At 41.3% G+C, this 21915-nt stretch carries 15 protein-coding genes and 4 tRNA genes; 4 read left to right on the forward strand and 15 right to left on the reverse strand.

The window, feature by feature from the left end:
• Positions 1–85: 85 nt before the first annotated feature.
• The 10 genes from ACAY00_RS13100 to hemE form a co-directional block, all read right to left on the reverse strand.
• Positions 86–403 carry an SPASM domain-containing protein gene (locus tag ACAY00_RS13100; RefSeq protein ID WP_371374555.1) on the reverse strand — a complete coding sequence of 106 codons (318 nt, stop codon included), beginning with the start codon at positions 401–403 and terminating at the stop codon, positions 86–88.
• 149 nt (positions 404–552) lie between these two features.
• Entirely contained in the window at positions 553–1737 is a 1185-nt protein-coding gene (gene tuf, locus ACAY00_RS13105) for an elongation factor Tu (RefSeq protein WP_371374513.1), read from the reverse strand.
• A 93-nt stretch (positions 1738–1830) separates the two neighbouring features.
• Positions 1831–1906 (reverse strand) — tRNA-Thr (locus ACAY00_RS13110).
• Positions 1907–1920: 14 nt separating this feature from the next.
• Positions 1921–1994 (reverse strand) — tRNA-Gly (locus ACAY00_RS13115).
• 30 nt (positions 1995–2024) lie between these two features.
• Positions 2025–2109 (reverse strand) — tRNA-Tyr (locus ACAY00_RS13120).
• Positions 2110–2126: 17 nt separating this feature from the next.
• Positions 2127–2202: transfer RNA gene (locus ACAY00_RS13125), tRNA-Thr, on the reverse strand.
• A gap of 150 nt (positions 2203–2352) precedes the next feature.
• The gene (locus ACAY00_RS13130; protein WP_371374558.1) at positions 2353–3072 is read right to left on the reverse strand and encodes a type III pantothenate kinase; all 720 of its coding nucleotides are present in this window, start codon (positions 3070–3072) and stop codon (positions 2353–2355) included.
• A complete protein-coding gene (gene birA, locus ACAY00_RS13135) occupies positions 3072–4046 on the reverse strand; it encodes a bifunctional biotin--[acetyl-CoA-carboxylase] ligase/biotin operon repressor BirA (RefSeq protein WP_371374560.1) in 975 nt (324 codons plus the stop codon). The genes ACAY00_RS13130 and birA overlap by 1 nt, the downstream gene beginning before the upstream one ends.
• A 12-nt stretch (positions 4047–4058) precedes the next feature.
• Positions 4059–5069, reverse strand: coding sequence for a UDP-N-acetylmuramate dehydrogenase (gene murB / locus ACAY00_RS13140; protein WP_371374562.1), 1011 nt, complete (start codon positions 5067–5069; stop codon positions 4059–4061).
• Positions 5070–5182: 113 nt separating this feature from the next.
• A complete protein-coding gene (gene hemE / locus ACAY00_RS13145; RefSeq protein WP_371374564.1) occupies positions 5183–6256 on the reverse strand; it encodes a uroporphyrinogen decarboxylase in 1074 nt (357 codons plus the stop codon).
• A gap of 309 nt (positions 6257–6565) precedes the next feature.
• Between hemE and ACAY00_RS13150 the strand changes: the two genes are divergently transcribed.
• Positions 6566–7444, forward strand: a complete 879-nt coding sequence (locus ACAY00_RS13150; protein ID WP_371374566.1) for a S1/P1 nuclease — start codon at positions 6566–6568, stop codon at positions 7442–7444.
• A 183-nt stretch (positions 7445–7627) separates the two neighbouring features.
• Positions 7628–8104: a sigma D regulator gene (rsd, locus tag ACAY00_RS13155; RefSeq protein WP_371374569.1), complete on the forward strand. Its 477-nt coding sequence runs from the start codon at positions 7628–7630 to the stop codon at positions 8102–8104.
• Positions 8105–8187: 83 nt separating this feature from the next.
• Here the strand turns inward: rsd and fkpA are convergent, their stop codons facing one another.
• Entirely contained in the window at positions 8188–8922 is a 735-nt protein-coding gene (gene fkpA, locus ACAY00_RS13160) for an FKBP-type peptidyl-prolyl cis-trans isomerase (RefSeq protein ID WP_371374572.1), read from the reverse strand.
• 368 nt (positions 8923–9290) lie between these two features.
• On the opposite strand from fkpA, the gene ACAY00_RS13165 reads away from it, so the two are divergent.
• A complete protein-coding gene (locus tag ACAY00_RS13165; RefSeq protein WP_371374574.1) occupies positions 9291–9518 on the forward strand; it encodes a SlyX family protein in 228 nt (75 codons plus the stop codon).
• Between the two features lie 44 nt (positions 9519–9562).
• Here the strand turns inward: ACAY00_RS13165 and ACAY00_RS13170 are convergent, their stop codons facing one another.
• Complete coding sequence (locus ACAY00_RS13170; protein ID WP_371374576.1) at positions 9563–9754, reverse strand: YheV family putative zinc ribbon protein; 192 nt, start codon at positions 9752–9754, stop codon at positions 9563–9565.
• 103 nt (positions 9755–9857) lie between these two features.
• On the opposite strand from ACAY00_RS13170, the gene ACAY00_RS13175 reads away from it, so the two are divergent.
• The gene (locus tag ACAY00_RS13175; protein ID WP_371374578.1) at positions 9858–11762 is read left to right on the forward strand and encodes an ATP-binding cassette domain-containing protein; all 1905 of its coding nucleotides are present in this window, start codon (positions 9858–9860) and stop codon (positions 11760–11762) included.
• A gap of 83 nt (positions 11763–11845) precedes the next feature.
• Here ACAY00_RS13175 and ACAY00_RS13180 read toward each other — a convergent pair whose 3' ends face one another.
• From ACAY00_RS13180 to ACAY00_RS13190, 3 genes are all read right to left on the reverse strand, one after another.
• Positions 11846–12247 (reverse strand): hypothetical protein, encoded by a 402-nt coding sequence (locus ACAY00_RS13180; protein WP_371374581.1) that lies wholly within the window; start codon positions 12245–12247, stop codon positions 11846–11848.
• A 130-nt stretch (positions 12248–12377) separates the two neighbouring features.
• Positions 12378–21047 (reverse strand): family 16 glycosylhydrolase, encoded by an 8670-nt coding sequence (locus ACAY00_RS13185; protein ID WP_371374584.1) that lies wholly within the window; start codon positions 21045–21047, stop codon positions 12378–12380.
• 412 nt (positions 21048–21459) lie between these two features.
• On the reverse strand, positions 21460–21885 hold the full coding sequence (locus ACAY00_RS13190) for a hypothetical protein (protein ID WP_371374587.1): 426 nt from the start codon (positions 21883–21885) through the stop codon (positions 21460–21462).
• Between the last annotated feature and the right edge of the window lie 30 nt (positions 21886–21915).

Genomic DNA, 21915 nt, shown 5'->3' on the forward strand with positions numbered 1-21915 from the left:
TAATTTTTCGCCTGGATTTTGCTAAAGTACAGTGCAAGATCTTTGCCCTGAACTTCTTTTAAATGCAAAAGGTATCAACTGAAATTTAGAGGGGGTTATTGTTATACCTTTGGTCTAGCACTTTAGCTAAAGCAACTAAAATTGGCGAAGCATAGCCATAAAAATGTTTTAACCCGCTGCACAAGTAATTTAACCCTAGTTCTTCGTCAGGTGTTTTAATAATTCGATTTTTAGGGCATTCCCCCCAACATAACTTTAAGTGCGGACATTGGAGGCAATAATCTGGCAGGCTATCTCTTTTTGACATGCCAAAGGCTTCTTGCCTTATTGAAAACGCCATCTGATCACCATATTGACTATTGATATATTCTTTAATGTACTTTTCAATTAATACATCACACATTTAGGGGTGTGTCGGTTGCTGCAACAATTCTTCTTTGTGTAGATAGAAGCTGACATGTCATTGTTTAAAGCATTTTCACTTTGTCGACTCGTTACAAACAAAAAGAGCAGCCAATGGCTGCTCTTTTCAGGTTTGGTGTTTAAAAATTATTATTCAATAATTTTTGAAACAACACCAGCACCTACAGTACGGCCACCTTCACGGATAGCGAAACGTAAACCTTCGTCCATCGCAATTGGGTTGATTAGCTCTACAACAAACTTTAAGTTGTCGCCTGGCATTACCATTTCTACGCCTTCTGGTAACTCAACTGCACCAGTGATGTCCGTTGTACGGAAGTAGAATTGTGGACGGTAACCTTTGAAGAATGGCGTGTGACGACCACCTTCATCTTTCGTTAGTACGTATACTTCTGACTCAAACTTAGTGTGTGGCTTGATTGAACCAGGCTTACACAATACTTGACCACGTTGTACTTCATCACGCTTAGTACCACGAAGAAGAACACCACAGTTCTCACCCGCACGACCTTCGTCTAGAAGCTTACGGAACATCTCTACACCAGTACATGTTGTCGTTGTTGTATCTTTAATACCAACGATTTCTACGTCATCACCTACACGTACGATACCACGCTCAACACGACCTGTTACTACTGTACCACGACCTTGGATTGAGAATACGTCTTCGATTGGAAGAATGAAATCACCATCGATTGCACGCTCTGGCTCTGGGATGTATGTGTCTAGCTCGTTTGCTAGCTCAAGAATCTTCTCTTCCCACTTCGCTTCACCGTTCAATGCACCTAGTGCTGAACCTTGAATGATTGGTAAGTCATCACCTGGGAAGTCGTATTCTGAAAGAAGTTCACGTACTTCCATCTCTACTAGCTCTAGTAACTCTTCGTCGTCTACCATGTCACATTTGTTTAGGAATACGATGATGTAAGGTACACCAACCTGACGAGAAAGAAGGATGTGCTCACGTGTTTGTGGCATTGGACCGTCTGTTGCCGCTACTACTAAGATAGCGCCGTCCATTTGAGCTGCACCTGTGATCATGTTTTTAACGTAATCGGCGTGACCTGGACAGTCTACGTGCGCGTAGTGACGGTCTGCTGTGTCGTACTCAATGTGAGACGTGTTGATTGTGATACCACGCTCACGCTCTTCTGGAGCGTTATCGATTTGAGCAAAATCGCGCAGTTCACCACCGTGAGTTTTAGTAAGTACTGCAGAGATAGCAGCTGTTAGAGTTGTTTTACCGTGGTCAACGTGACCGATAGTACCAACGTTAACGTGCGGTTTCGAACGTTCAAATTTTTCTTTAGCCATCTTAAAATTTACCTTAAGCCAATTAAGTTAAGTTTGGATAAAGATAATCATAGATGGTGAAGTCAGATACTTCAAAGAGGTAATAAAAGGGGATGGTGCTAATAGGCAGATTCGAACTGCCGACCTCACCCTTACCAAGGGTGCGCTCTACCAACTGAGCTATATCAGCGCCTTAAAAGATAATGGAGCGGACGGCGGGAATCGAACCCGCAGCTTTAGCTTGGAAGGCTAAGGTATTACCACTATACGACGTCCGCGATCTTATGACTATCTTTGATAGACAAAAATGGTGGAGGGAGGTGGATTCGAACCACCGAAGGCTGAGCCGTCAGATTTACAGTCTGATCCCTTTGGCCACTCGGGAACCCCTCCATATTTTTTGATATTAATGGTGCCGTCTGCCGGAATCGAACTGGCGACCTACTGATTACAAGTCAGTTGCTCTACCTACTGAGCTAAGACGGCACTGCATTAAGTGAGGCGAATTCTAGATGAATGTTTTGCACCATGCAATAGCTAATTCAAAAAAAATTATAGTTTTTTTCTGTTCGCTTTATTTTTAACCAATTCTAAAACAAAAAACAAACAACCGGTTAAAAAACCTGATTTTTAGGCTCAAATTAAGAATCTTTTAAGACCATAAAAGATTAATTGTGGCTCTAAAATATTTTGCTCCGCTGACAACTTTTGCAATTCGGCACCATTGCCACCGGTAAAAATAACTTGTTCGAGGTTAAGATTGGCTTTTGCAATAAGCATTTTGGCAAGCTCTATTGCCCCCATCGTCGCTGCCCAACAACCAAGATTTACATTGTCGCTGGTATTTTGACCAAAGTCTAATTCTGTAACGGTGCCAATACGCCCCTTTACTTTGGCGGTATTTTGATAAAGCGCTGACATCATCATATCGACCCCTGGAATAATCCAGCCACCGAGGTGCTGTTTGTTAGCGCTCACTAAATCAATGGTTGTTGCGGTGCCTGAATCGACAATGAGTACGGTTTGGTTTGGGTATAAATAGTCAGCAGCCAAAATAGCCACCCATCTATCTGTGCCCATTTGAGTTGGGTAAGTATAGGAGTTGGTCACCCCAAAAGCGCTGGCTTGTGTTTCTACTTGCACAAACCTTACTTGGTTAGCATCAGCCCATTGTTGGCATTGGTCAGCAAACGATTGATTAGAGACAGAGACCAACACCAATGATTGGGGAATGGCCATTTGACTTAGCCGAGTAATAAACTCGTCCGTATGAGAATATTTTGTGCTGGATAGTTTGCCATTACTTTCCAGCACATATTTGACTCTGGTATTTCCTATATCGACAAGAAGGTTCACTACATTCCTCTTAAACTGATTTCGCCTCCGTAAAAAGGTTGTCGTTTACCATCAACTTCAAGTAACAGAGCGCCATTTATATTTATCCCGCGACTAATACCACGAGTTTCTTTGTCGCCAGTGACCAATTTAACCGGCTTATTTATATATAGGTCATGACGTTGCCAGTCATCAAGCATTGGTGCCATGCCATATTTATTATGTAATTCTAATTTGTGCGCTATTTTGTCAATCAGACTGGCAGCCAATTCATTGCGATCAACTCTAAAACCAAGCTCTTGTTCTAAATCGGTCCAAGGCTGATCTATTTTCGAACCACTATAGGTAGGCATACTAATATTTAAGCCCAAGCCTAAAATACAGTTACCCGGCCCAGTACTTTGCCCTTCAAGCTCGACAAGAATACCCGCCAGTTTACGACCATTAACATAAATATCATTTGGCCATTTTAATTGCACGTCCAAATCATAATCTTTTTTTAGCACATCGCTAACCGCGAGACCAACAACTAATGAGATCCCCATTGCCGATGAAATGCCTTGGTCGAGGCGCCAGTACATAGACAAATAAAGGTGTGACGCAAATGGTGATACCCACTGTTTGCCTCGACGACCACGCCCAGCCGACTGATACTCTGAAATACAAACTTGGCCATTACGAATATTATTGGGCAGTCGACGCATTAAATACGAATTTGTCGAGTCGATAATGCTGTGTACTTCAACATAGTTACTCTTATTGCGAGCAAGCAATAATTCACTGATTTTAGTATTGTCTAAAAGCTTAATAGGGTAAGCAAGCTTATAGCCTTTACCTTGTACACTAAAAATATCCAGTCCCATCTCGTTTAACACTTTAATGTGCTTTGAAATGGCGGTTCTGCTAACGCCAAGCTCCTGCGCTAAGACCTGACCAGAAATGAATTTACCCTCCGCCAAACGACGAATAAGCAATTCTCTAACCACCTTTGCCATAACTTTGTTCCTTTATAATAGGACTTCATCCAATTCTGCGATGATCCTGACTTCAGGTTCAAGATTGATGTTAAATTTGTTGAGGACGAAGCTTTTTACAAATTTTGCCAAATCGGTTACGTCTTTTCCTTGAGCGTTATCAATATTTACTAAAACTAATGCCTGTTTTTTATGCACGGCGGCACCGCCAATCTGTTTGCCTTTTAAACCGCATTGATCAATTAGCCAACCGGCAGCCAATTTATACTTATCGTTGCCGTTTGGATAAGCTGGCATCTCTGGGTGATTTTGTTTTAAGGTCAGATAAGTGTGTTTATCTACAACAGGATTTTTAAAGAAACTTCCTGCATTAGGTAACACCGCGGGATCGGGCAATTTACTTTGACGAATGGCGATGACTTTATTCATCACGTCTATCGCGCTACAGTGCTCAGCCAATTCGTTCAAGCCCTGATAATTTAAGCAAGGCTGCCACGTTTTTGCCAGCTTTAAGCCGATAGCGGTAATGATACCTTGGCCTTTAAGCGCATGCTTAAAAACACTATCGCGATAACCAAATTGGCATTGTTCAGCGCTCATTATTCGTTGTCGTTTACTAGCAAAATCAAACCATTTCACATAATCACAGACCGTGGCAAACTCAATACCGTAAGCACCAATATTTTGAATTGGCGCAGCCCCACAATTTCCGGGGATCAAAGCTAAGTTTTCAAGCCCTGGCATTCCTTGCTCTACACAATAGGAGACTAAATTATGCCAGTTCTCACCGCTTGCCGCTTCAATGTAGAAATAGTCGTCATCCTGCTTTACGTTTACGCCTTTAAACCTTGGACACACAACCATGCCTTCGTAGTCACAGGTGAACAAACTATTGCTACCACCACCAAGGATGTAAAAATGCTCAGGCAAATTTTCGGCAAAGGACGTTAATTGTTTGTGGTTTTCAATGATCAAAGCCTGTTTGGCATAGGCTTCTAAAGCAAAACTATTGTACTGTTTTAGAGGGAAATGATTATGTAACATGCAAAGTAACGTTTTTGAGTTTTAGTGATTGTATCGAAAAACGCCAGCATTAACTATAAATGGATGGCTTAAACGGGTGCAAACACAGGATTTGCACCCAAAGTGGGTCGATACTATTTTTGGCTATGGTATGGCTTGCTAAACTTATGCACCGCATCGATAAAGTAGCCCGCGTGATCTGGATTAACATCTGGGTGAATACCATGGCCAAGATTAAATACATGACCGGTTCCCTCGTTTCCATATCCTTGCAAAATAGTTTGTACTTCTTGCTCAATACGCTCTTTTGGCGCATACAGCATAGAAGGGTCCATATTGCCTTGCAATGCGACTTTATCACCCACGCGTTTTTTTGCGTCTTCGATATTAATGGTCCAGTCCAAGCCAACGGCATCACAACCCGTTGCTGCAATAGACTCTAGCCACATGCCACCATTTTTGGTAAATAGCGTGACAGGAACTTTACGACCTTCATTCTCGCGGGTTAAGCCATCGACAATTTTGGCCATGTATTGTAATGAAAACTCTTGATACATAGCCGGAGATAAGACCCCACCCCAAGTATCAAAGACCATCACAGATTGGGCGCCAGCTGCAATTTGAGCATTCAAGTAAGAAATAACCGAGTCGGCAAGTTTGTCTAATAGCATGTGCAGAACTTGTGGTTCAGCGAACATCATTTTCTTAATTTTAGTAAACGCTTTCGACGAGCCACCTTCAACCATGTAGGTTGCTAGTGTCCATGGACTACCAGAAAAACCAATTAAGGGTACCTTGCCTTCTAAGCCTTTACGAATAGAACGGACGGCGTTCATAACATATTGTAATTCACCCTCAGGATCTGGAATGCCAATTTTTTTGACATCTGCAGCACAAGTGATCGGTCGCTCAAATTTAGGACCTTCACCTGTTTCAAAGTACAACCCTAAGCCCATCGCATCTGGAATGGTTAAAATATCACTGAATAAAATCGCCGCATCTAAATCAAAACGGCGTAAAGGTTGTAAGGTTACTTCGGTAGCCAATTCGGTATTACGACATAATGCCATAAAATCGCCGGCATCTTTTCGAGTTGCCTTATATTCTGGCAAATAACGACCAGCTTGGCGCATCATCCAAACAGGGGTGTAATCGACTGGTTGACGTAACAACGCACGTAAATAGGTATCATTTTTAAGAGTGGTCATAAATATCCGAAGTATGATAATTCAATAATGAGCGCTAGTTTACCAAACTTTTATCGATATGCCACGCAAGCTGTGAACCAATGTTAATGACATTAATAAACACAAAAAATGTAAAAAAATATTGCTAAAGCGTGATCTGTTTGTTATAAAAGTTATTAATTACTAAGAGATAATTAATAAGAAGCTAGATAACTAGACCTTACAGCGAGCATTTCAGGCCTTATCATCGATAAGGCCTTTTTATTTTATCCTGTTTTTTGACCAAAATTTTATCTTTCATCGCTATCGTTATAGCAACAGGTAATGCAAATGAAACATCTGGTCCTCATATTGCTGTTAAATCTGCTCTCAACCAGCGCTTATGCCCTTGGTCAACAGGGCCATAAGATGGTATGTGAACTGGCCTTTAAGCAACTCTCCTCCTTGCAACAACAAACCCTTATTGAGTTTACCGAATTTTTAACCACGACTGATAAAAAGCAAATAAACCAGCGCTTGCGACGCACATCAGATCACCCAGTCAGTTTTGCCGACTCGTGTATATGGCCTGATTTGATAAAATCAAAACCTCAATATGTGCCTTTTAAATCTTGGCATTTTATCAATGTGCCACGTAACAGCATCAAGGTAGACACAAAAGACTGTCAACAAAACTGCATATTACATGCCTTTGACTTTCATCATCGACAACTTAAGCAAGCTCTGGCATTAAATCTCGCACACGAGGCAGGCGAAGCGATTCGTTTTATTTCGCATTGGTTTGGCGATTTACATCAGCCGATGCATGTTAGTTTTAAATCGGATTTAGGCGGTAATCGACTCCCTGTAAAGATAGAAAATAACACCTTAAAATGTCATAACATGCACGCTTTGTGGGATCACTGCTTAACATCGTTTAACCGTCGCCAATTTGAGCAGCAGGTTTTAACTTATTTTAACCAGTATGCTCTGCAACCATCAGATCAATATAACCAGGCCAATCTTTTTGCTTGGGCCAATGACACACTGGCGATTACTCGAGATAGCAAAACACAATATTGTGTATTAAGTCCTAGAGGATACTGTCGCAAAGTTGAAACTCCGATCCTCATTAGCCCAACCTACATAAAGCACAATCGTAAGATTCTTGCTCAGCAAGTCGCGCTTGCGGCTAAACGATTACATAGCTACTTAAAAGAAAATTTATAGACCGGAAAAATAAAAAATATCTAATCAAAAACATACACTTAATTTTATTTTAAAATCGGCGTTTAAAAAATAAACACAATAAATAGCGACATAAGTTAAAAATATGTTGCATTTCCGGTTAAAATTAAGTCTTATATTAACTCTAATCCAGTAGAGTTACTGAGCATAAAGCGGGGGGAAGCCATGCTAAATAGGTTAGAAAAAACACAACAACTATGGGGTGGTTCAAACGCTGCTATCGATGCTTGGCTCGCTGAACGTCAAGATGTGTTGGTGAAGTACTGTGAATTAGCGGGTTTACCACCATTTGATGGCTCTGATGCATTACCCGATAACACCAAAATACAATCATTTTGCCAATTATTGATGGATTACTTATCGGCAGGCCACTTTGAAGTGTTCGACCATATTGTCAGTAAGTGTGAAGAAAAGGGTCCGAAGAGCATGGCGATAGCCAATGAGGTCTACCCTAAAATTGCAAAAACCACCGATATTGCGTTAAGTTTTAATGATCGCTTTGCAGAGCTTAAAGAGGATGCAGACCTTAATGACTTTGATTTAAACCTGTCGGCATTAGGCCAATTACTTGAAGAACGCTTCGAACTTGAAGATCAATTAATTGAAACTCTGTATCTTCACCATAGTCCAGAAAAAGCATAACGTTTTAAATGGATAAGCCTAAAACAAAAAACCAGACTTTCAGTCTGGTTTTTTAGTTAGCTAACCTTGATATAATTCAACAATTAGTTGGTTTCTTCTGGTGTTACGATGTCTAACAATTCAACTTCAAAAATTAGAGTTGAATTACCAGGGATAGGGCCAGAACCCGTAGGACCGTATGCTAGCTCTGATGGAATAACAAACTTGTAAGAAGAACCTACCGACATTAATTGTACACCTTCAGTCCAGCCAGGAATCACACGGTTAAGAGGAAACTCAATTGGCTCACCGCGATCGTATGAACTGTCAAAAGTGGTTCCGTCAATTAAAGTCCCTTTATAATGAACTTTAACGGTGTCTGTTGCTTTTGGCTTGTCGCCTTCAGCGGCAGTGATCACTTGGTATTGTAGGCCTGACTCAGTGGTCACAACGCCTTCAACTTTGGCGTTCTCGGCTAAGTAAGTTTGGCCTTCAGTCAAATTCTTTTCGCTTTCTAGTTTTTGCGCTTCCGCACTTTTTTGCTGAATTTGTTGATCAAGTGCTTTTAATAATTCTTCGATTTCAGCTTTTTCTAGCTGGCTTTTGCCCATAAGGCTTTCTTTAAAACCGGCAATTAAAAGCTCTTTATCTAAAGCGACACCCATTTTTTCTTGTTGTTCAAGGTTGGTATTCATGTAAGAACCAATAGATGAACCTAAACCGTAAGCTTGTTTTTGTGCTTCGGTTTCAAGAACTACTGCTTTTTCTTCTTTTGGTTGACAACCCATTACCGCTAAAACAGCGACAGCAGCTAAGGTTGGTTTTAAAATCAATTTCATTTAATTCTCCAGAAACAATGAGATAAACGGAGAAAACCTCACATTCTTCACATAGTTTTATCGCTAAAAAAGCCATACTAGCGATAAATTTATTAAAAAAAAACCTAAAACTTTAAATAAGTCGGTGAAAGTCACCGCTCAAAAGGTAAAAGTTCATTCATACTTTAACGATATGGGAGTATTTATCTAAATTTAAACCGCTAGTGCTCATTTAACTTAAATAAAAAGCTAAACGGCCATACTATGAATCCGCAGATGGCAGATAATAAGTCGTTTTTCAGCAAAACAACTTACAGATAATCGGTGAAAGAGTTTACTTCAATATTCAATCAGCGATAATAGGACCAGGTTCAAAACAGAGCAAAACAATGTCTAATCAATATATCGAACAATTGCAAAATCGGATAGACAACCTAGAAGCCAAGTTGGCTTTTCAAGATGATGTTATCGAGCAACTCAATAATGAAATCACTATTCATCAAGACCAATTGAGTAAATTATCTGAGCAGATGCACTTAGTTGTGCAGCGGGTAAAAGAAATGAATACCTCGCAAATGGCAAAGCCAGAAGAAGAGACGCCACCTCCTCATTACTAAGTGTTTAAGCAGCAACGCTTATTAATAGCCTCGCAGATACGTCGCTATGGTTTAAATACACCAATGACTTGTTCTTGCTGGCGTACTTGGGTTTCGACCTGCTCTTCCGGTTGGGTCATTTCCATATGACATTGCACACAGGTGACTTTTTCTATTCCTAAATCCTTAGACAATGCTAAAGTATCTTGTGTGCCACATTTAGGGCACGTCGCACCAGCGATAAATCTTTTTTTCATAGTGACCAATCAACGGTATCAAACCGCTTTGACAAAAAGTTATTAACATATTTTACCTGAAAATGACCTTTAGGTAAGCGAAAATATTATTTAGGAATTAATCTTGATCCTTGCAACCGACCTCAGCCTTGACCGAGGTATAAAAACACTCTTTAAATCATCATCTTTTGCCATTCATCCGGGGCAAAAAGTTGGCCTAGTCGGGGCTAATGGATGTGGTAAGTCTTCGTTATTTGCCGCTTTACTTGGGCAGTTACAAGCTGAGTCAGGTAGCTTAGAAATCCCTGCGGGTTGGTCCATTGCCACTGTAAAGCAAGAAACCCCAGCGTTATCTAAGTCGGCATTAGATTACGTAATAGACGGAGACATTGAGTTTCGTCAGCTTGAGTCTCAGCTTGAACAAGCTAGAACCAAGAATAATGGCAATCTTGAGGCAGAGCTGTTAAACCAAATCGATGCGATTGGTGGCTACAGCTTACCAGCGCGTGCTGGTGAACTTCTGCATGGTTTAGGATTTAGTCAAGACCAATTATGTCACAGTGTCAGCAGCTTTTCGGGTGGTTGGCGAATGCGCCTAAACCTTGCGCAAGCCTTGATAAGTCGAGCTGATTTGATGTTACTCGATGAGCCGACCAACCACTTAGACTTAGATGCGGTATTATGGTTACAGCGCTGGCTTAAACGATTTGACGGCACCTTAATTTTGATTTCGCATGACCGAGATTTTCTTGACGATGTGATCAATCATATCCTGCATATTGAGCATCAAAAAGCCAAAATATATAGCGGTAACTACACCAGTTTTGAACGTCAACGAGCTGAGCATTTAGCCCAGCAAGATGCGATGTTTGCCAAACAGCAACGTGAAATAAAACACCTCACGTCATTTGTCGATCGCTTTAGAGCCAAAGCGTCAAAAGCTAAACAGGCGCAATCACGATTAAAGCGATTGGAAAAAATGCCCGATTTAATGCCTGCGCATGTCGATAGCCAATTCAGTTTCGCCTTTGAAAACCCAGGCTATATGCCCTACCCTTTGTTGTCGCTTGAACAAGCTGACTGTGGTTACGGTCAAGACATTAAAATTTTATCTGAAGTGAAGCTTAACTTAGTTCCTGGCAGTCGACTTGGTTTATTAGGTCGAAATGGCGCAGGTAAATCGACGCTGATCAAAAGCCTTGCCGGTGAATTAGCCTTATTAAGCGGTACTCGATTTTGCGCGCAAGAATTGTCGATAGGGTATTTTTCTCAGCACCAACTCGAACAACTGCGAGCCGATGAAACCGCGCTAAACCAAATCTTGTTAGCCAAGCCTGCGTTTACCGAATTACAGGCCAGAAATCATTTAGGCCGCTTTGGTTTTAGTGGTGAACAAGCGTTGAACATTATTAGCACTATGTCGGGTGGCGAAAAAGCACGTTTGGTGTTGGCACTCATTGTGTTAGAACAACCACAATTACTGTTACTGGATGAACCCACCAACCACTTAGATCTTGAAATGCGCCAAGCTTTAGTGATGGCACTACAAGAATTTGAAGGCGCGATTATTCTAATTGCTCACGATCGTTACTTACTCGAATCTTGTGTCGATGAATATTACATTGTTGGTCAAGGCCATGTCACACCGTTTTCCGGCGATATTGATGACTATCAAAAATGGCTCGATGACGATAAAAAAGCCAGTTTAAATAAAGACAAAGTAAGCTCGGATAAAAGCGATAAAGTCGATAAAAAAGAGTTAAGACGTCAACAAGCCGACTTACGTAAACAAGCAGCGCCACTTAGAAAGCAAGCGCAAAAGCTCGAACAACAAGTGGAAAAATGGCAATTACAATTATCCGAAATCGAAGAGCAATTGGCCGACCCAAGCACCTATGATGCAAAAAACAAAGAATTGCTAGCCAAGTTAATGCTTGATCAGGGCAAAATAAAACCTCAGCTTGAGCAAGCGGAAGAGCAGTGGATGGAGCTAGAAGAGCAAATTGAAGCTATGCTAAGTGGCGATTAACAAACACCTTCCAATACATGAAAAAAGCGAGTATAGCTCATTCAACTAGCCTACTCGCTTTTTTCGCCAACATTATTTTTTGTTTATAACACGATACCATTATCTAACATCTCAGGTTGTTTGGGATCTTTTGTCGTCGGTCTGGTTCTCACCGGTTTTTTAACTGCTGATAACTCGGCTCTTTTGATAGACGCCTGCCTGTTAAAGCTATTGTAGCGACTTGTCTTTGCCTTAAGAGTTGACGTTTTTTTTGATGGTACGTTAGATGTGCCACTTGATGGTTGCTTATTTCTTGATGCGATAATTGCTTTTTGTGCGGCAAGTTGGTTAGAAAGCGTATCAACCTGACGACTTAATGTAGCAACCGTTTTGTTAGCTTCACTGTGTTGTTTTTCTAATTGCGTTACTTTATTGTTACTCGACCATAAAGCCGTTGCCATAGCAAAAAATAAAGTAATAGTTGCAGGTATAATTAATTTTTTCATAAAAACCTCAAGTAAAAAGGGGTATTTCTACCCCTTTATCTTATAAATGCGGGTACTTATGTGCTGTATAAACTTAAAGTGGTTTTAAATAACACCGTGTATATCACACATACGTTAGGCTTAGTTTGCCTTAGTTAATTTCAATATTATCTAAGCGATAAACGGCGCCTTCACCTTGTCCCCAAAAAGGGAATACCCAAAGAGTGTCAATCGCACTAATGTCTAAGCCCATATCAAACAAGGTTTGCAAAGGGAAGGTGAATGTTTGCCACTGTCCAACAACAGGATCAATGCCCTCAAGGCTTTGGTTCAGGTTTAATTCAACAAATGTTGCTGCACCATAAGACTCGATTTTAAATAACCAAGGCGCTGAAGGATCAAAAGGTGCCTGAACAATTTTCAAATCAAATTTCACCACACCATTTTCTAATGACTCTGTCGCATCAATCGCATAATCAGCGCTATCAGCCATGATCCCCGTCACCGTTGGTGAACTCGAGATAGAAAACTCAGCCACATTACCATGGCTATTATCTTCATCGGTAACTACTGCAGGAGTTGAACCACCACAGCAGTCAAAAAGGTGCCAACCTTGCGCTGGACCTTCAAAAAACAAGGCTGTTTCTGGCGTTAAAGTCGGGGCGTAAATTTTGACATTATCAAGTCGAATTACTGCGCCATTTCCAGCAGACCAACTTGGGTGTACCATAATGATATCAATCACACTTGGGTCTACATTATTACCTGTCGCGATTAAATCAGACAGTTTAAAAGTAAATGTTTTCCATTCACCAACGACAGGGTCAACACCTTCTATACTGCTATTTAGCGGTACTTCAACAAACGAATCTCCATTTCCTGTTTCAATTTTTATTAACCAGATACCTGGTGCAGTGGCTGAATCCGGCTGAGATACAACTTTCATTTCAAATTGAAGTACACCATTTTCAGTTATTGAGCTTGCATCATAAGCTCCTCCAGACTCTCTCCCCATAAAACCAATTACAGTTCCGCCCCATTCGCCATGGACAATTTCGAACTCGGCAACATTACCGTGCTCTTCATCATCTAAAACCAATGTTGGTATTGAACCACCACAACAATCCCACAACGGCCAGCTTGGATTTTGCTCTTCAGCGAAAATAGTTAGGCTTGGTGCTGGAGATGTAAAACGAATATTGTCTATTTGAGCAATAAAGCCATTCATTTGATCCCAAGTAGGGTAAAATGCTAGAGGAGTATTAACTACACTTAAATCTAAATTTGAACCATCGTTGTTAAGTAAATCAGATAACGCAATTTTGTAAGATGTCCATTCTCCTACAGATGGTTTTTCAATTGCGAAATCCCCAGAAGAGCATGGGTAAACACAATCCATTCTAATGAAAAATTGCTCTGCAGTAGTTTCTGTAACCACAAATATGTCAAATTCAATATATTCATAATCACTCACATCAACAGCTTCTGCTGACTGGAAAAAAGCGATTCCCTGATTAGTATTGAATTCAAGTTGCTTAACGTTACCACGCTCATTACCTAAATCTACATCAATGATATCGATTGTACCGCTATCACCAGCCCAAAAATTTGGCATAAATTCAGTGTCAAAATCTTCATATACAACTAAATCAGATGGCACTGGTTTGCTTGGCGGGTTGGGCGTATTTGGATCTTCTAATAAGGCACCATCCGGAGTTTCTTCAGACGCTACTTTATCGTAGTTTGGACGAACCGTCGCACAACCTTTACCTGTATCAGGGCTAATTGCACACTGGTAAACACGAACGTAATCAACTTCCATGGTGTTACCACCTTCAAACGCTGCTGCATCTATGCCGCCACCGTGAACGTTCTCTGCCCAATCACCACCTACGGCGAAATTCAGAATTAAATAGAAGTCTTTATCATATGGTGCGTTAGTGTAATACGTTGTTAACTCGCCAGTAATGGGGTCGTAGTTTTCAGAATACCACCCTTTATGATTAACGCTTTTCGCATATCCTTCGTCATCCCACTCCACATCTGTTTTACGCTGAGTTGAGTATAAGTAGCCATCAACATACCAGCGAATTTCACCTTCTTCCCACTCAATGGCATAAGTGTGGAAGTCATCCGCTGGATTTGATTTCGGCGTGTAAACTTGACCTACAGTAGACTTATCATCCCAAGCGCGGCCGTAATGTAGCGTTCCATATACGCGATTTTCGCCGGTACCCTGATACATCTCTTCGCCTAGGTTAACCGCCTCTACGATGTCAATTTCACCAGATTTTGGCCACTCACCATATTCTGCATCTGTTGGCATCATCCAAAATGCCGGCCATGCACCTTGTCCTTTAGGTAATTTCATACGAGCCTCAATGCGACCGTAAGTAAAGTCCCCCTTATATTGAGTTGTCATACGGGCAGACGAGTATGGTAATTCCTTGTCAAGAGAAGGCTTAGCAACTATTTTTAATGTGCCATCTGAAACGAAAGAGTTATCTTCGCTGTCTGTGTAACATTGTTTTTCTTGGTTACCACCACCATCACAATTGATTTCGTGGTTCCACTTGTGTGTATCGATAGCATCACCATCAAACTCATCTGCCCATACTAGATGCCAGTCGTTATGCATATTGGGGTCATTTGGAAATGGATCTGCATTATCACCTACACCATCACCGTCAGTGTCTACAGTTTCTGTTGCATCTGTTGGAAATGCATCGGCATTATCACCAACACCATCTCCGTCACTATCAACACTTTCTGTTACATCTGCTGGAAATGCATCTGCATTATCACCAACACCATCGCCATCGGTATCTAATGACTCAAATGGGTCGTATTCAAATGCATCAAGTTCATTGGCAACACCATCGTTATCAATGTCACTATCGTGGGCATCAATAACGCCATCACCGTCAGTATCTACATCTAACTCATAAACCTCATAAAATTGAATGCGTGGCGCAAATACGTTTTTAAAGGTTGGTCTTTCACTTTCAGAAAACAGATGATATGACGTGTTCCACTGTTCCCATTCAAGCACGTAAAGTCTATTACCGACTTGCTGCAGAGGCTTCCAGTTACGTTTCAGGTAAGGGTTACAATTAACATCTTCTACCTGACAACGGGTGTACGCATTAAAATCAGAGTCAATGGTTGATGTAATAGATAACACCCCATTGTCTTCAATTTGCCAATTCCATTGTTGCCATGAGCCTGAGTCTTCCGATTCAGTGGTTAGAAGCTTGGTAGCACGACCATGTTGCTCGAAACGGTAGCCAAAACCATATTCAGCTAAAATGTTGCCATCTTTATCGTAAGCATTTGGATCGGTGAATGAATAACCACCCATCATAAAGTTATTGTTTACTATCGATGTATCAACATTTAGATCGACTTTAGTGGCAATCGCATATTTGCTTACCGCTAAGCCACCTTGGGTGTATTCAACCAGCACCTCGTCAATACGTTCTAGAGATTTAACACGGTTGATAACAACCTTTAAATCATCCCAATAGCTAACTTCTAAAGCGCCGTTAACAATCTGCCAGCTAGCGCTTACTTCTAAAGACGAGAAGCTAATGCTATGGTCGCTATTTAAGCTCACGATATCTGAGGCAAATTTCTTATAGATATTACTCTCTTCGCTATGAATGGCGATTGGCAGCGCCCAAGTATTCTCTAGTAATTCACTTTCTGTGTAAGCAACAGAGTCAACCTGAGCTAAATCGATAAGCTTGACGATTCTACCATCAGTAATGAGCACGTCAGATTGAACATTTTGAATGTAGGTTTTCAGTTTTGAAAGAGCATTCTCGCTCAATGTATAACGTGTGCGGCTTTCTAACCAAAACGTTTCTTCTTTACCTTCAACTTCTACTAATGCTAATGATCGACCTTCATTAGATGATGTCATCTCAAACCAGGTATCACTACTATTTAGGCTATACATATCAGCATCAAACTGGCTAATAAAGCCCCAAGCAACTAAATCGTCTAAACCAACAGTAAGGTAACTTTCACCAGCAACAGCAAAGGTAAGTTCAACCTTATTATCAACAATCGACCAGTTATACTCTTGCGTACCTGATACCGCTCGATATCTGCCGCTACCATCTGAATTGAAGGCGTATTTCGCACCATTGTTTCTATTGATATGACTAAATGACGGCTCTGTTAAATGCCCATCAACAAAAACAAAGTAGTTTGATTTAACACTGTCACTGCTTATTTCAATAAAGCTAGAGATCTGCGCATTATCTGGTAGTACATCAACATTATTTTCAACACCGTCACCATCACGATCGGTATCTGAATTATCGCCAATGCCATCACCGTCTAAATCAGACCATTCACTGTTATCATAAGGTAAATCGTCATCTTCGTTAGCAACACCATCACCATCAATGTCAGCATCATGCTGATCTGGAATATAGTCGCCATCAATGTCTGAGTAGTTTATGGCGCTATCAATATCTGAGCTTGCTAAGGCGCCAAAAAATAGCTCTTCTGAAATTTGCGTATTCGCCGGCGTATAATTACCGTGCCTTACCACTGACATGCCAGATTCTAGCTCTGTTTCAACAAACAAAATGTGGTTTATGGCGTCGGCATTTACATTTAGATAATCAACATAATATTCAGGTACGGTGTATTGATACACATCGATACCATTAATCACTGTTTTAGTAACGGCTACGCGAGCAACCTCAACTGGCTCATGAACGCCCCAGTTAAATTCGACTAAAATAAGCTCTAAGTTGTTGCCGTTAATGTCGCCATTATCAGATACTAAGAAGCCGTTAATAAAATTACTTCCACCTTTGTATCCAATAAAGATTCCACCCAGTAATTGGTTAACCGGCGTGTCATGAATATTGACAATGTCATTCATGGTGTTGGCTAGATTAACGTCACCATTGTTCCATATAAGAATACCATTATGACACTCTAATTCTTCTTCAATAGGAAACCATGGGGCACTACAGAAAATACCATAAGAGTCATTTGTTTGAACAACTTTACCTAAGTACGCCTGCGCCCCTAAAGAGAACTTGGCTTGCTCATTGATAACATAACTAAAATCATCACCTAGCATTGAGTTAATTGGGAATGAGCCGATTTCAAGTTGCTCAAAATCAATCTCTACTGACATCCCATCATTGCTTAACTTCAAGGTTTCGCCATCAGCGACATAACCTTGCCCGGTTAAACCGTAGCTTGCTTCAATAAAGCCATTCTCAGTTAGGTATTGTGTGGTGGCAGAATATTCATTTAGTAACCAAGATTGCGTCGTAGCATCATAGCGATGAAATTGCTCTTTGGCATGGTCACTCAAGACGTTTTTATAAAGCGTCAACCCATAAAGCTTCTCAGAATTTACGTTCGCATAACCTTCATACAGAGCAACATTTTGGCTCATTGCCTCTTGCTCGTTTGCATCGACAATACGGGTCGCAATGACAGAACCATAATTAGTGCAAGGTTCGGCGCCATCATCTGTCTCGAATGTTTCTGTATAAGTCAGAGTAATAGAGTCATCAGCTTGGTTATAAAAACCATCCGTAGAAATCGTGTCAGGCCCATCAATGGTAAAGGTACCATTAGAGTTGATTGTACCGACCCAACCAGCACCTTGCTCACCAGCTTCATCGGCTTGCACCATGAACAGCTTATCATCATTCATTTCAATCACAGTGATATCAACAAATGTGCCTTCAGGATCGCACGTTGAAGACGTAATTGTGTCTTTAAATAACCAACGACCGGTTAAATCAAACGTTTGGTTATCACAAACATCACCAATACCATTGCCATCACTATCTAGCTGATCAGGGTTCTCAATTAAAGGACAGTTATCAGCATTGTTACCAATACCATCTAAATCGCTATCCTTTGTTTCAGACGCATCATTTGGGAAAACATCAGAGTTGTTACCTACGCCATCTTTATCGGTATCATTGCTTTCTGATGAGTCATTTGGGAACGCATCGGCGTTATTACCCACACCATCGCCATCGCTATCTAGCGTTTCTGAGGCGTCATTTGGGAATGCATCCGCGTTATTACCAACGCCATCGCCATCGCTATCTAGCGTTTCTGAGGCGTCATTTGGGAATGCATCAGCATTGTTACCAACGCCATCGCCGTCGCTATCAGCCGACTCCGTCGCATCATTTGGGAACGTATCTGTGTTATTACCAACACCATCGCCGTCGCTATCTAGCGTTTCTGAGGCATCATTCGGGAACGCATCGGCGTTATTACCAACGCCATCGCCGTCGCTATCAGCCGACTCCGTCGCATCATTAGGGAACGCATCGGCGTTATTACCAACGCCATCGCCGTCACTATCGGCAGACTCTGCTGGGTTAAAATCATAAGCATCTTCTGAGTTTACAACGCCATCATTATCGATATCGTTATCTCTAAAGTCAGCAATAAAGTCGCCGTCAAAGTCGTTTGGTTTACTGCTGGCATCTAGTGGGTCTGAGTTTACAGCGATTTCATCGACATCAACGTAATTGTCATTATCATCGTCATTATCGGCATTGTTACCAATGCCATCACCGTCACTATCAAGCCATTCATTGGCATTTAAGCTAAACGCATCATTAATATCTTCAACACCATCATTGTCATCATCGCTATCAGGCGTTAAACCACCGGAATCGGCTAAACCATCACCGTCGGTATCGATAAAATCTTCGCTTGGAACACTGGCATCATTATCATCAGTGTCTTGTTCGGTTGGCCAACCATCATTATCCGCGTCAACCGCATCAAACTTACTGGCATCCGTTGGAAAGTCGTCTTCAGAATCTAATACACCATCATTATCATCATCTTTATCACAAGCGTCACCAAAGGCATCATCATCTGAATTAACTTGGAACGTGTTCGCAATAAGAGGGCAATTATCACGGTTATTACCTATACCATCTTTATCTGAGTCAAAGCGCTCACTTGGATCAAGAGGTAAAGCATCTATATGATCAAATACACCATCACCGTCTGAATCTCTTTTAAGAGGGTCTGTACCTAATAGCAGTTCCGATTCATCTTCAATGCCATCGCCATCATCATCTCTATCATAAACGTTGGCAATACCATCTTTATCGGTATCTTGTGATGCGAGCGGATCATACGGGAATACATCATCTTCATTGGCGATGTTATCACCGTCAATATCACCATCAGAATTATTACCAATGCCATCAGCATCTAAATCTCGTGATTCACTGGCATTTAATGGGAAGGCATCGTCTGTATCTTTAACACCATCATTGTCATCGTCATTATCTGGTGCTAAGCCACCTTGGTTTGCCTGACCATCACCATCGCTATCAATAAAATCTTCACCTGGGACACTGGCATCATTATCATTTGTATCTTGTCCCTCTGGCCAGCCATCATTATCTTGATCGACGGCATTTGAACGACTGTTATCAAGTGGAAAATCGTCTTCGCTATCTAACACACCGTCGTTATCATCGTCGGTATCGGCATTGTTACCCGTGCCATCTAAATCGGTATCTGTGCTTTCACTTGGATCAAAAGGAAAGCGGTCTTCTGCATCAAATACACCATCATTATCATCATCGTCATCAGAGCGAGCGACATCGATGACATCAGTACGCGCACCAGATTCTAAAACGTAAACTACATCGGGTTTTCCGTCGTTATCAAAATCGCTGTCGGCAGAGGCATCTTCAGGAAACGCATCTTGAGAGTTTAAAACGCCGTCACCGTCAATGTCTGGTGACATTTCAGCGGGTTTAAGCTCAACAACTTCTTCACTGGCTACAAATTCACTGGTATCTGTTGTGCTACCTGTTGTCGCCGTTTCTTCTACGATAAGTTGTTTAACATCGCTTACGGTGCGACCGTTTGGATCATTTGGAATAGGCAAGGTGGCTGGATCTTGAGCTAGTACATCCAACGCCGCTACCGGATAGCTGCCAACAGTTTGCTGATGAATAAAACCATCAATAACCCCATCTGATAAATCGCCAGCAAGATCGTTAATAATATCGTCGGTAGTGATTTCTGTTTCACCACTTAATTGCTTAATTTCATATACCACAGCAGTGATCGCTTCAACAGCGCTTCGGTACGCCGTTGTCGAGCTTTGCTGTTCACTTGTTTCGGTAGACGCATTGATCAGCGGTGGGGTATTAAATAAGTCCACATCACTTTCAAGACCAAACCCAAGTGTCGACTTAACCTGCTCTTGCGCACTGGTCATCGCGGCGATAACTTCGGCCATGGTCACTGTGCCATCATTGTTACCGGTAAATGGCGCGATGTTTGAGTCGGCATTTTGAAAAACCAAAGAAACAGATAAGTCAGTCAGCGGGGTTGCAAACATTTGCTCGCCACTGTCTAACATCTCAGAGGTTAAAATGGTGCGCATGACCTCAATAACTGGGTATTGATTGGTGGTAATGTCATAGGTATCTTCATCTGCTCTTATTTCAAGCAAATAAGGCGCAGTCAAAGGGAACGTTAAGGATAAGTTCTCAATTTGTGCCGCCGCGTTGGTATTACCTTCCCCAGCAACAGCGCCTTTAAAGTCACTGGCGAGCGGGTCTATTTGATAAACGGTAACACTTGCCATAGCCATCGGGCCTTTGACACCGCCACCAGTAATGTCAATAACCTCAGGCTTAGGTGGTGGCGGTGGTGGTGGGAGTACTATTTCGGGCTCAGGTTTCGGATCTGAGTCACCACATGCCGCTAGGTTGAGCGACAAAAGAGCTATCGTTAAAAGCTTTCCTAGCTTGGAATGATAAACACGGATGGGTTGCATCTGTAATGTCCTATTATTTTATTATTTTATCTTTAAGCGGGTTGATCTGATTTCATCACTGTGACCGTAATGGAATTGGGTTTCTGTAGGCGGAGGTTGACCCCATCAGTGATGAAAACGGCAGTAATATACAGAAATCTGTTTAATTTTGTTACTCAGAATCACTGTTTTTTACTCCATATTTACAATTAATTTTCTAGACTTTCAGCTACAATTATGAAACGAATATGTTCACTTAATAACCACGAAAGATAAAACCCTGATGACATTAGGATATTTTTTGTAAGATAGATTTTTCTTTTATAAGATCATTCATGATTAATACTTTTCGTAATCCTGTTAAAAATTTTTCAATACATAAAAAAACGAGTAACTAAGTTACTCGTTTTTTTATGTATTGAACTTTAGAATCTTACAACACAATGCCGTTATCTAGGGTTTCTGGTTGCGCAGGATCTTTCGTTCGTTCTTTTGATTGCCTTTCTATGTGTTGACGGGATTTTACTTGTGTTTTTACCGACATCACATCAACCCGGTTACTAGAAGGCTGTCTGGCAAAACGGCTATTCTTCGTAGCTCTTGCCTGAAGCGATAGATTACGCCCGGTAAGTCCATGATTTCTAGCCGTCGACGGCTTTAAAGCTGAAGGCTGATGAGCAGTTGTTTGCGGAGTAAGTTGAGCTGTTAGCGTTTTAACTTGGAGTGTTAAACTGGCAACATCTTTTGTCGCTTTGCTATTTTGCTGTTCTAATTGTTCGATTTTGTTATTGGTCGACCATAAGGTTGCCGAAACTCCAATAACCAATCCAACCGTGGTTGATAAAAGTAATGTTTTCATAATACCTCAAATAAAAAGGGGTATTCCTAC

Origin of the sequence: Thalassotalea sp. 273M-4 (genome assembly GCF_041410465.1) — a bacterium.
GTDB classification, from domain to species: domain Bacteria; phylum Pseudomonadota; class Gammaproteobacteria; order Enterobacterales; family Alteromonadaceae; genus Thalassotalea_A; species Thalassotalea_A aquiviva.

Bases quoted from the DNA above. Each gene is read 5' to 3' on its own strand.
- ACAY00_RS13100 (WP_371374555.1), bottom strand. From the start codon at position 403: ATGTGTGATGTATTAATTGAAAAGTACATTAAAGAATATATCAATAGT.
- tuf (WP_371374513.1), bottom strand. From the start codon at position 1,737: ATGGCTAAAGAAAAATTTGAACGTTCGAAACCGCACGTTAACGTTGGT.
- birA (WP_371374560.1), bottom strand. From the start codon at position 4,046: ATGGCAAAGGTGGTTAGAGAATTGCTTATTCGTCGTTTGGCGGAGGGT.
- murB (WP_371374562.1), bottom strand. From the start codon at position 5,069: ATGTTACATAATCATTTCCCTCTAAAACAGTACAATAGTTTTGCTTTA.
- hemE (WP_371374564.1), bottom strand. From the start codon at position 6,256: ATGACCACTCTTAAAAATGATACCTATTTACGTGCGTTGTTACGTCAA.
- ACAY00_RS13150 (WP_371374566.1), top strand. From the start codon at position 6,566: ATGAAACATCTGGTCCTCATATTGCTGTTAAATCTGCTCTCAACCAGC.
- rsd (WP_371374569.1), top strand. From the start codon at position 7,628: ATGCTAAATAGGTTAGAAAAAACACAACAACTATGGGGTGGTTCAAAC.
- fkpA (WP_371374572.1), bottom strand. From the start codon at position 8,922: ATGAAATTGATTTTAAAACCAACCTTAGCTGCTGTCGCTGTTTTAGCG.
- ACAY00_RS13165 (WP_371374574.1), top strand. From the start codon at position 9,291: ATGTCTAATCAATATATCGAACAATTGCAAAATCGGATAGACAACCTA.
- ACAY00_RS13170 (WP_371374576.1), bottom strand. From the start codon at position 9,754: ATGAAAAAAAGATTTATCGCTGGTGCGACGTGCCCTAAATGTGGCACA.
- ACAY00_RS13180 (WP_371374581.1), bottom strand. From the start codon at position 12,247: ATGAAAAAATTAATTATACCTGCAACTATTACTTTATTTTTTGCTATG.
- ACAY00_RS13185 (WP_371374584.1), bottom strand. From the start codon at position 21,047: ATGCAACCCATCCGTGTTTATCATTCCAAGCTAGGAAAGCTTTTAACG.
- ACAY00_RS13190 (WP_371374587.1), bottom strand. From the start codon at position 21,885: ATGAAAACATTACTTTTATCAACCACGGTTGGATTGGTTATTGGAGTT.